The 9,213-nt window shown below is 71.0% G+C and carries 9 protein-coding genes and 1 pseudogene; 9 read left to right on the plus strand and 1 reads right to left on the minus strand.

Features of this window, described 5'->3' with window-relative positions:
• Window positions 1-82 (plus strand): annotated as a pseudogene (locus MFF54_RS21095) (large ribosomal subunit protein bL28); the annotation flags it as partial.
• A gap of 9 nt (window positions 83-91) precedes the next feature.
• Here the strand turns inward: MFF54_RS21095 and rpmB are convergent.
• The gene (gene rpmB, locus MFF54_RS21100) at window positions 92-397 is read right to left on the minus strand and encodes a 50S ribosomal protein L28 (protein WP_238305929.1); all 306 of its coding nucleotides are present in this window, start codon (window positions 395-397) and stop codon (window positions 92-94) included.
• Between the two features lie 335 nt (window positions 398-732).
• Between rpmB and MFF54_RS21105 the strand changes: the two genes are divergently transcribed.
• From MFF54_RS21105 to MFF54_RS21140, 8 genes are all read left to right on the plus strand, one after another.
• A complete protein-coding gene (locus MFF54_RS21105; protein WP_238305938.1) occupies window positions 733-1,026 on the plus strand; it encodes a hypothetical protein in 294 nt (97 codons plus the stop codon).
• A 201-nt stretch (window positions 1,027-1,227) separates the two neighbouring features.
• Window positions 1,228-2,169, plus strand: a complete 942-nt coding sequence (locus MFF54_RS21110) for a DUF3108 domain-containing protein (protein WP_238305940.1) — start codon at window positions 1,228-1,230, stop codon at window positions 2,167-2,169.
• Window positions 2,170-2,173: 4 nt separating this feature from the next.
• Complete coding sequence (locus tag MFF54_RS21115) at window positions 2,174-2,482, plus strand: hypothetical protein (protein ID WP_306423977.1); 309 nt, start codon at window positions 2,174-2,176, stop codon at window positions 2,480-2,482.
• Between the two features lie 135 nt (window positions 2,483-2,617).
• Entirely contained in the window at window positions 2,618-5,977 is a 3,360-nt protein-coding gene (locus MFF54_RS21120; RefSeq protein WP_238305942.1) for a helicase-related protein, read from the plus strand.
• 42 nt (window positions 5,978-6,019) lie between these two features.
• Window positions 6,020-6,346 carry an RNA-binding S4 domain-containing protein gene (locus tag MFF54_RS21125; RefSeq protein WP_238305945.1) on the plus strand — a complete coding sequence of 109 codons (327 nt, stop codon included), beginning with the start codon at window positions 6,020-6,022 and terminating at the stop codon, window positions 6,344-6,346.
• A 222-nt stretch (window positions 6,347-6,568) separates the two neighbouring features.
• Window positions 6,569-6,907, plus strand: a complete 339-nt coding sequence (gene fdxA, locus MFF54_RS21130) for a ferredoxin FdxA (protein WP_238305947.1) — start codon at window positions 6,569-6,571, stop codon at window positions 6,905-6,907.
• Window positions 6,908-7,369: 462 nt separating this feature from the next.
• The gene (locus tag MFF54_RS21135) at window positions 7,370-7,966 is read left to right on the plus strand and encodes a CarD family transcriptional regulator (protein WP_238305949.1); all 597 of its coding nucleotides are present in this window, start codon (window positions 7,370-7,372) and stop codon (window positions 7,964-7,966) included.
• A gap of 341 nt (window positions 7,967-8,307) precedes the next feature.
• Complete coding sequence (locus MFF54_RS21140) at window positions 8,308-9,183, plus strand: RNA polymerase factor sigma-32 (protein WP_109950622.1); 876 nt, start codon at window positions 8,308-8,310, stop codon at window positions 9,181-9,183.
• Window positions 9,184-9,213 lie beyond the last annotated feature (30 nt).

Consider the following 9,213-nt stretch of genomic DNA (forward strand, 5'->3'; position numbering starts at 1 on the left):
CGTCCGCCTGCGCATCACCGCCCACGCACTGCGCTCGGTCGAGCACCGCGGCGGCCTCGACGCCTTCCTGATGCCGGAGAGGCGGTGCGGCTCAGGCGGCAGCCTGGGTCTCGGTCTCCGCGAGCTTCTTGTGGATCTCGCGCTTCAGGAGCTTGGCCGTCTGCGACAGGTCCGACTCGCCGGCCTTGATCAGGAAGGCGTCGAGGCCGCCGCGGTGCTCGACCGAGCGCAGTGCGTGGGCGGTGATGCGCAGGCGGACGCTCTTGTTGAGCGCGTCGGACTGCAGGGTGACGTTGCAGAGGTTCGGCAGGAACCGGGTCTTGGTCTTGCGGTTCGAGTGGCTCACGAGGTGGCCGACCTGAACGGCCTTGCCGGTGAGTTCGCAGCGGCGCGCCATGGCTTCAATCTATCCCGTATCGTTCCGTGGGCGGTCAGTACTCGGACCTCAATGACCGCACGGCGCGCGCGCCGCGGGCCACGCCCAAGCGTGATTCCAGGTCCATCGGAGTCCTGTAGAAGGCGCGAGCCTATAGGGGAGGCGGGCGGCTTTCGTCAAGGTGGACACGGAGCCGAAAGCTCCGCCTGCCGATCGACCGATACCGAAAGGCAGGCTCGGGATCGCAAACTCGAACGGTCGATCGCACAGGCCTGTGGCTGACGAACGGTCCTGGCCTCGAAAGCTGGCTCTACCCGCTGCCCGGTCGTGCTAGGCTTCCGTAGGATCTCCCCGCCATGCCTCTGCTCGTACCTGATCTCGAACCGCCGACAATCCGGGATCGCTTGAAGATCGCGGGCTATGGCGCGGTGGCTCTGTGCGCCGCGCTCTTCATGCTGTGGTACGCTCCTCAGGTCGCCGATCCTTCATGGAAGCGCACGGTTTCGAAGCTGCGTTACCTGGACGATCTCACCCCGTTCTGGCGCGGAGCAAGCGTAGCCATTCTGGGGTCGTGGTTCGGCCTGCTCTCGCTCGTCGGCTTCTGGAAGGCTGTTCGCCCCTTCACGCCGCCCGAGAGCCGGCTACGCTGAGACCTACCGGCCTCGCAAGCTGCCGGCCCTCGTGCGGGAGCGACGTTGCAAAACGCCGCGCTCTGCAGGCATCGAGCACGAGCACTCTCCTGTGCTCTACCGGGTGCTGGCACATCCCCAACGGTCTGTTAACCATGGGCTGGGGATAAATCGGATCTCGCCGGACCTGTCCGGGCGAGCGTCGAGGATCGAATCCGGACCATGTTCGCGCAAGCCCTCCGCTCCGCGCCGGCCCGCCGTGCCGGGCAGTTTCTCCTCTCCGGCTTCGTCGGCGCGGGCCTCGTCGGTGCTGCCGCCGTCACGTCGCCCGAGGCCGCGCCCCGGCGCCATCGCGCTGCGGCGCCCGCCACGCTCGCGGTCGATTACGGCATCAACCTCGCGGGCCTGCCGATCGGCACGGCGCGCCTTGCCGGCTCCTTCGAGGGCCAGCGCTACCGTGCCGACGTCTCGGCCGTGCTCACCGGCCTCGTCGGCGCCATCACGGGCGGCCAGGGCTCGGCCCAAGCGTCCGGTACCTTCGCGGCGAGCCCGCAGCCCAACACCTTCGCGATCGCCACCCGCACGGCCAATGCGGGCATCGCGGTGCGCATGGCGCTCCGCTCCGGCAACGTCACCCAGTCCGAGGTGATCCCGCCGCTCCTCGACATGGAGGACCGGGTGCCGATCACGGCGGCCAACAAGCGCGGCATCATGGACCCGGTGAGCGCGCTGGTGATGCCGGCCCATGCCCGTGGCGAGCCGACCGACCCGGAGAACTGCAACCGCACGCTGCCGGTCTTCGACGGCGCGACCCGCTTCAACGTGGTGCTGAGCTACGCGGAGACCCGCGCGGTCGAGAAGCCCGGCTATGCCGGCCCGGTCCTCGTCTGCAACGCCCGCTACCAGGCGGTCGCCGGCCACCGGCCCGACCGGCCGGGCGTGCGCTTCATGGAGGAGAACCGCGACATGTCGGTCTGGCTCGCGCCGGTCGAGGGCACGCGGGTCCTCGTGCCGCTGCGGATCTCGGTCCGCACCACCATCGGCACCAACATCATCGAGGCGACCCGCTGGACCCGCGCCGGCGCCGTTGCCGAGGCCCCTGTCGCGGCGACCGGTGCGGCCCCCGCCCAGACCGGCTCGGTCGCGAGCCTCGACGCGCGCTAGACCCGTGCGCCACGTCCCCGCCGCGGCCTGCCTCCTGCTCCTCGCCGGCCTCCCGGCCGTCGCGCAGCCGCTGGAGGCCGGCAGCTCCTGCGGGGGGAATGCCTATTCATCGGCCGAGGTGAGCGAGGGGCGCCCGCGCCGCCGCGGGCCGCTGGTGGCCGTGCCCGACACCCTCTGCGCCGACCTCGACGGGCCGCGCCCGGACGTGCGCGTCGACGTCTACGGCGTGCCGGGCCTCGGAGCGGATCCGTACGGTGGTGGCGCGCCGGGGCTGGGCACCCCATATGAGGGTCGGTTCCGGCGGGGACCCTGATCCCTCCGCGCTCCGGCGACGGGCGCAGCGCACGGGATCGTCCGAGGGCCGCGCCGCCGTGGCGCGTGGCCTCAAGCCCTCCGCACCGGCCGTCCGCGCCGAAGGGACATTGCCCGCTCCTTGGCCCTCTCCTCGATGTCCCGCCGCTCCCTCCCACCGCAGGCCCGCGCGCGCGGCGTCACGGCGGTGCTCGGCCCCACCAACACCGGCAAGACGCATCTGGCCATCGAGCGGATGCTCCAGCACCCGACCGGGATGATCGGTCTGCCGCTGCGGCTGCTTGCCCGGGAGGTCTATCTCCGGGTCGTCGCCAAGGTGGGCCCCGAGAAGGTCGCCCTCGTCACCGGCGAGGAGAAGATCAAGCCGGATCGGCCGCGCTACTGGATCTGCACCATCGAGGCGATGCCGCGCGATCTCGACGTGGCGTTCGTGGCCATCGACGAGATCCAGCTCGGCGCCGACATGGACCGCGGTCACGTCTTCACCGACCGCCTGCTCTACCAGCGCGGCCGCGAGGAGACCCTGCTGATCGGCTCCGGCACGGTGGAGCCGCTGGTCCGCTCGCTGATCCCGAACGTCCATACCACCACGCGCCCGCGCCTGTCGCAGCTGACCTTCGCGGGCGAGAAGAAGATCGGCCGCCTGCCGCGCCGCTCGGCCATCGTCGCCTTCTCGGCCGAGGAGGTCTACGCCATCGCCGAGCTGATCCGGCGCCAGCGCGGCGGCGCCGCGGTGGTGCTGGGCGCGCTCTCGCCGCGCACCCGCAATTCCCAGGTCGAGCTCTACCAGTCGGGCGACGTCGACTACCTAGTGGCCACCGACGCGGTCGGCATGGGCCTCAACCTCGACGTTGACCACGTGGCGTTTGCGGCGAACTGGAAGTACGACGGCACCCGCTTCCGCAAGCTGACGCCCGCCGAGATGGGCCAGATCGCGGGGCGCGCTGGCCGCCACACCTCGGATGGCACCTTCGGCTCCACGGGCCGCTGCCCGCCCTTCGAGCAGGAACTGGTCGAGCGCCTGGAGAGCCACGATTTCGACCCGGTGCGCATCCTGCAGTGGCGCAACCCCGACCTCGTCTTCGACTCGCTGGAGGCGCTCCAGGCGAGCCTCGACGAGCACCCGCACGAGCAGGGGCTGACCCGCGCGCCGATGGGCGAGGACCAGCAGGCGCTCGAGATCCTGATGAAAGAGGACGACATCCGGGACTTGGCGAGCCGCCCGGCCGCGGTGCGCCGCCTCTGGGACGTCTGCGGCGTGCCGGACTACCGCAAGGTCCATCCCCAGACCCACGCCGACCTCGTGGCCCAGCTCTACCGCTTCCTGATGCGCGGAATGGCCGGCCGCATCCCCGACGAGTGGTTTGCCGAGCACGTCGCGATGATCGACCGGACGGACGGCGACATCGAGACCCTGTCGCGCCGGATCGCGCAGGGGCGGACCTGGACATTCGTTGCGAATCGGCCCGACTGGCTGCGCGACCCAGAACATTGGCAGGGCGAGACGCGTCGGGTAGAGGACAGGCTGTCCGACGCCCTGCACGAGCGCCTCGCGAGCCGCTTCGTGGACAGGCGCACCAGCGTCCTGATGCGGCGCTTGAGAGAGAACACGATGCTCGAAGCCCAGATCACCGCCGACGGTGACGTCACCGTCGAGGGTCAGCATGTCGGCCACCTGCACGGATTCCTGTTCGTGCCGGATGCCAGCGCCGAGGGCCAGGAGGCCAAGACCCTGAGGAGCGCAGCCGAGAAGGCGCTCGGCGGCGAGATCGAGGCTCGGGCCGAGCGCTTCTCGGCCGCGGCCGACGCCTCGCTCGTCCTCGCGCACGACGGCACCATCCGCTGGACCGGCGCGCCGGTCGCCAAGCTCGCTCCCGGCGACAAGCTCTTCAGCCCCCAGATCCGCCTGCTCGCCGACGACAGCCTCGCCGGCCCCGCCCGCGAGAAGGTCGAGGTGCGCCTCAACGCGTGGCTGCGCGCCTACGTGGTGCGCCTGCTCGGGCCGCTGATGGAGATCGAGACCGCCGCCGACCTCACGGGACTCGCCAAGGGCATCGGCTACCAGGTGGTCGAGGCCCTGGGCGTGCTGGAGCGCTCCAAGGTCGCGCACGAGATGCGCACCCTCGATCAGGACGGACGCGGGGCGCTGCGCCGCCACGGCGTGCGCTTTGGCGCCTACCACATCTTCCTGCCGGCCCTGCTGAAGCCGGCGCCGCGCACGCTCGCGGCCCAGCTCTGGGCCCTGCGCAACGGCGGCCTCGACCAGCGCGGCCTCGACGAGATCGCGCATCTGGCGGGCTCCGGCCGCACCTCGATCAAGGTCGATCCCGAGATCGCCAAGGGCCTCTACCGCGCGGCCGGCTTCCGCGTCTGCGGCGAGCGGGCGGTGCGCGTCGACATTCTGGAGCGGCTGGCCGACCTGATCCGCCCGGCCGTCGCCTACCGGCCCGGCACCACGCCGGGCGCGCCGCCCCCGGGGGCCGCCGACAACGACGGGTTCGTCGCCACCGTCGGCATGACCTCGCTGGTCGGCTGCTCGGGCGAGGACTTCGCCTCGATCCTGAAGTCGCTGGGCTACGTCGCCGAGAGCCGGCCGGGCCCGGCCATCACCGTGCCGCTTCTGCCCGCCGCCGCGACTACCCCGGCCCAGCCCGTCGTGGCCAAGGCCGAGGATGAGGCCGTCACCGAGTCTGCCGAAGCACCCGCCGGGGCGGACGAGGCCGAGGCCGAGGCCGCGCCCGAACCGACCTCCGAGCCCGTCGTCGAGGACCTGCCGGCCGAGGCGCCCGCCGACAACCCGGATGCCGAGGCCGTCAGCCCGGAGACCGGCGACGCCGAGACCGCCGAGCCGGCGGAGCCCGCGCCGGTCGATGAGCCCACCGCCGAGGCCGCGCCGGAGACCGAGCCCGCCCGCGAGGCGGAGCGCGCGCCGGACGAGGCCGCGGCAGGTGAGGGGGACGTCGAGGCGGCCGCACCCGCCGAGGCCGTTGCGGCCGGCGAAGCCCTGACCGAGGCCGAGGCCGAGGCGGAGCCTGCCGAGCCTGCCGAGCCCGCCGTCGTCGAGGTCTGGCACCTGCAGCGCCATCAGCGCCCCGCCCATCAGCGGCAGCGCCCGCGCGGAGGCCAGGGCCGCGGCCGCGAGGTCGGCCCGGACCAGCGCCAAGGTGAACGTCATGGCGAGCGCCCGCACGGCAACCGCCGTCCCGACCAGAACCGCGGCCAGGGCGGTCAGGGCGCCCAGGACGGCAGGCCGCCCCGCGGCGACCGGCCGGAGGGCGAGCGGCGCGGTCGCGACGAGCAGCGTGGACCCCGCCGCGAGCGGTTCGAGGGCGGCCGTCCCGAGCGGCGCGACGACCGGCGAGAGGATCAGCGCCATGCCGGGCCGCGGCCCGACCAGCGCCCGCCCCGGCGCGAGCGCCAGCCCGATCCGGATTCGCCCTTCGCCAAGCTCGCGGCCCTGAAGGCGCAGCTCGAATCCGGCGGCGACAAGCGGTGAGCCTGAGGGGGAGCGTCCTCCGGTGAAGCCCGGGACCGTGCCGTGAAGGCGGGCCAGCTCAGGCTCGACAAGTGGCTCTGGTTCGCCCGCTTCGCCCGGACGCGCTCTCTCGCCGCGCGCCTCGTCGGCGACGGCCACGTGCGCATCAACGGGAAGCGCGCCGAGGCGCCCGCCAAGGGTGTCTGCGTCGGCGACGTGGTGACGGTGGCGGCCGCCCACGCCACGATGAGCGTGCGGATCCTGGCGCTGGGCGAGCGCCGCGGGCCGGCGCCGGAGGCGCGGCGCCTCTACGCCGACCTCTCGGCGCCCGACGCAGCCGGGGATTCCAACCCGGACGCGTCCCCCGACCACTCCCTGGAATCATTGTAAGCGGGTCACAGGGGCGGCCGGGCCGCGCCGCGACGGCCCGGCGCGCTTGTCAGTCCTCCGGGCAGCCGCTAGACGCATCCGGACGGGGCCCTCCGGGCTCTCCAGAAGCATTCGCGCGCGCCCGGACCGCCCGACGGCCGGTCCGGCAGAAGACGCGCCACACGCCGTCGCGCACCGCCACCGCTGTCGCGGAGCGCGCGGACCAGGGACCAAATTCAGCCCATGACCTACGTCGTCACCGACAACTGCATCAAGTGCAAGTACATGGACTGCGTGGAAGTCTGTCCGGTGGACTGCTTCTACGAGGGCGAGAACATGCTCGTCATCCATCCGGACGAGTGCATCGACTGCGGCGTCTGCGAGCCCGAGTGCCCGGCCGAGGCGATCAAGCCCGACACCGAGGGCAACCTCGAGAGTTGGCTGAAGCTGAATGCCGACTACGCCAAGACCTGGCCGAACATCACCCAGAAGAAAGACGCGCCGGCAGACGCCAAGGAGTGGGACGGCAAGACCGGCAAGTTCGAGGCCCACTTCTCGCCGAACCCCGGCTCAGGCGACTGAACTCGCTGCGCCGGTATCCGGCGCCGGGTCATCGTCCCCGCCATGTCATGCGAGCCCTGCGCGGCAGGGCTGCGCGGGCTTCGGGCGACAACGGCGCTACGCCGTGCACAACTCCCCGGACGGCGCTGCCGAAGCGCGTCCGTTAGCCGCCAGTGCTTTGATTCGCCGTGCCGATTGTGATACACAATTGGCCTGCCGTCGCTCGTGCCTGACGTGCTTCCTCCGCGCCCTTACAAACGCAGTTCCGGATTCTCTGGATCGAGGTCGCAGACGATCGACCGTCGAGGGTTCGCTCCCTTCGCGGCCGATTGGCCCTGGCATGTCGTCGGCGCACCTGGGAGCTGCCGGTGCGTCAAGCGCGAACCGGCGGACGGTGGTTGAAGCCGGGTGTCCCGCCCCGGGTGAAACGGTTCGGCGCGGATCATAAAAAATCCCCGCGCGATGTTCGGAGGCCCTTCTCGCATGACGACAGCCAAGAAGACGACGGCAGGCCGCCAGGGTTTCAAGACCGGCGAGGCCGTAGTGTACCCGGCTCACGGCGTCGGCCGCATCACCGCGATCGAGGAGCAGGAGGTCGCCGGCTTCAAACTGGAGCTGTTCGTCGTCTCGTTCGAGAAGGACAAGATGGTCCTGCGCGTGCCCACCGCGAAGGCCAACAGCGTCGGCATGCGCAAGCTCTCCGAGCCCGAGGTGGTCAAGAAGGCGCTCGACGTGCTCACCGGCCGTGCCCGCGTGAAGCGCACGATGTGGTCGCGCCGCGCACAGGAGTACGAGGCCAAGATCAACTCGGGCGACCTGCTGGCCGTTACCGAGGTCGTGCGCGACCTCTACCGCTCCGAGGCACAGCCCGAGCAGTCCTACAGCGAGCGCCAGCTCTACGAGGCCGCTCTCGACCGCGTCGTGCGCGAGATCTCCTCGGTCAACCGCATCACCGAGACCGAGGCGTTGAAGCTGATCGAGCAGAGCCTCGCCAAGTCCCCCCGTCGCGCCAAGGCCGAGGCCGAGGGCGAGAGCGACACCGAGACGGATGGCGACGACCTGCAGGAGGAGGCCGCCTGAGGCATCCCGCCGCAGCGGATCCGCGTGTTTCGAGGCCCGGCGCGATGCGTCGGGCCTTTTTCATGTCGAAAATTTGGCGCTCCAGCGCTGTTTCGGGCTGGTCTTTCGGGATTCGAAGCACATTTCGGTGATGTCCTTCGCTTGACGCCCTGCGCGCGGCGTGATTGCGCCGCGTTCGTGCCGATCCTATCGCGATCGGCGGTTCGAAGCTGCGTTTTTGCCGGAACCTTCGGGTGCACCGCACCGTTGTGGCCATGCCTGGCATCGGCCCGGCGGCGCCGCGTGTGCCGCCTTCATGGGCGCGGCGCCGCATCAGCACTCGATAATAGAGGCAGGCGGGGATGGCGGAAATCGCGGGTATCCGGCGGCAATTTATTCGTACCGCGATGGAGGCGCCCTTCCTGGCACGGGAAGAAGAGCGCGGTCTGGCGGTCCGCTGGAAGGAGAACCGCGACGAGCGCGCCCTGCACCGTCTGATCTCCGCCCACATGCGCCTCGTCATCGCCCTGGCGGGGCGTTTTCGTCACTACGGCCTGCCGATGGCCGACCTCGTGCAGGAGGGACATGTCGGCCTGATGGAGGCCGCCGCCCGCTTCGAGCCGGAGCGGGACGTGCGCTTCTCGACCTACGCGACGTGGTGGATTCGCGCCTCGATCCAGGACTACATCCTGCGCAACTGGTCGATCGTCCGCGGCGGCACCTCGTCGGCGCAGAAGGCCCTGTTCTTCAACCTGCGCCGCCTGCGCGCCCGGCTGATGCAATCGACCGAGGAGCGCGTCGGCGACGAGATCCACCGCCGTATCGCCACTGCCATCGGCGTGTCCCGCGAGGACGTGGCCCTGATGGATGCTCGCCTCTCCGGCCCCGACATGTCGCTGAACGCCCCCGTGGGCGAGGACAGCGAGGTCTCCTCCGAGCGCATGGATTTCCTGGTCGACGGCGCGGCGCTGCCCGACGAGACGGTCTCGGCGGCCGTTGACGGTGAGCGGCGCCTCGGCTGGCTCCAACAGGCGCTCGGCGTGTTGTCCGAGCGCGAACTGCGCATCCTGCGCGAGCGACGTCTGGCCGAGGATCAGGCGACGCTTGAGGCGCTCGGTCACCGCCTCGGTATCTCAAAGGAGCGCGTTCGCCAGATCGAGAACCGCGCTCTGGAGAAGCTTCGCCGGGCGCTGGCGGAGAAGTTCCCCGCCGAAACGGGTGTGCCCTACGTGGGTTGAATCCGTAAGGATTCCGAAAAATGCGACGGG

It is taken from the genome of Methylobacterium gregans, assembly GCF_022179245.1.
GTDB classification, from domain to species: Bacteria; Pseudomonadota; Alphaproteobacteria; order Rhizobiales; family Beijerinckiaceae; genus Methylobacterium; species Methylobacterium gregans.

Coding starts and splice junctions, on each gene's coding strand:
- rpmB (WP_238305929.1), bottom strand. CDS start 397: ATGGCGCGCCGCTGCGAACTCACCGGCAAGGCCGTTCAGGTCGGCCAC.
- MFF54_RS21105 (WP_238305938.1), top strand. CDS start 733: ATGCCTCTGCTCGTACCTGATCTCGAACCGCCGACAATCCGGGATCGC.
- MFF54_RS21110 (WP_238305940.1), top strand. CDS start 1,228: ATGTTCGCGCAAGCCCTCCGCTCCGCGCCGGCCCGCCGTGCCGGGCAG.
- MFF54_RS21120 (WP_238305942.1), top strand. CDS start 2,618: ATGTCCCGCCGCTCCCTCCCACCGCAGGCCCGCGCGCGCGGCGTCACG.
- fdxA (WP_238305947.1), top strand. CDS start 6,569: ATGACCTACGTCGTCACCGACAACTGCATCAAGTGCAAGTACATGGAC.
- MFF54_RS21135 (WP_238305949.1), top strand. CDS start 7,370: ATGACGACAGCCAAGAAGACGACGGCAGGCCGCCAGGGTTTCAAGACC.
- MFF54_RS21140 (WP_109950622.1), top strand. CDS start 8,308: ATGGCGGAAATCGCGGGTATCCGGCGGCAATTTATTCGTACCGCGATG.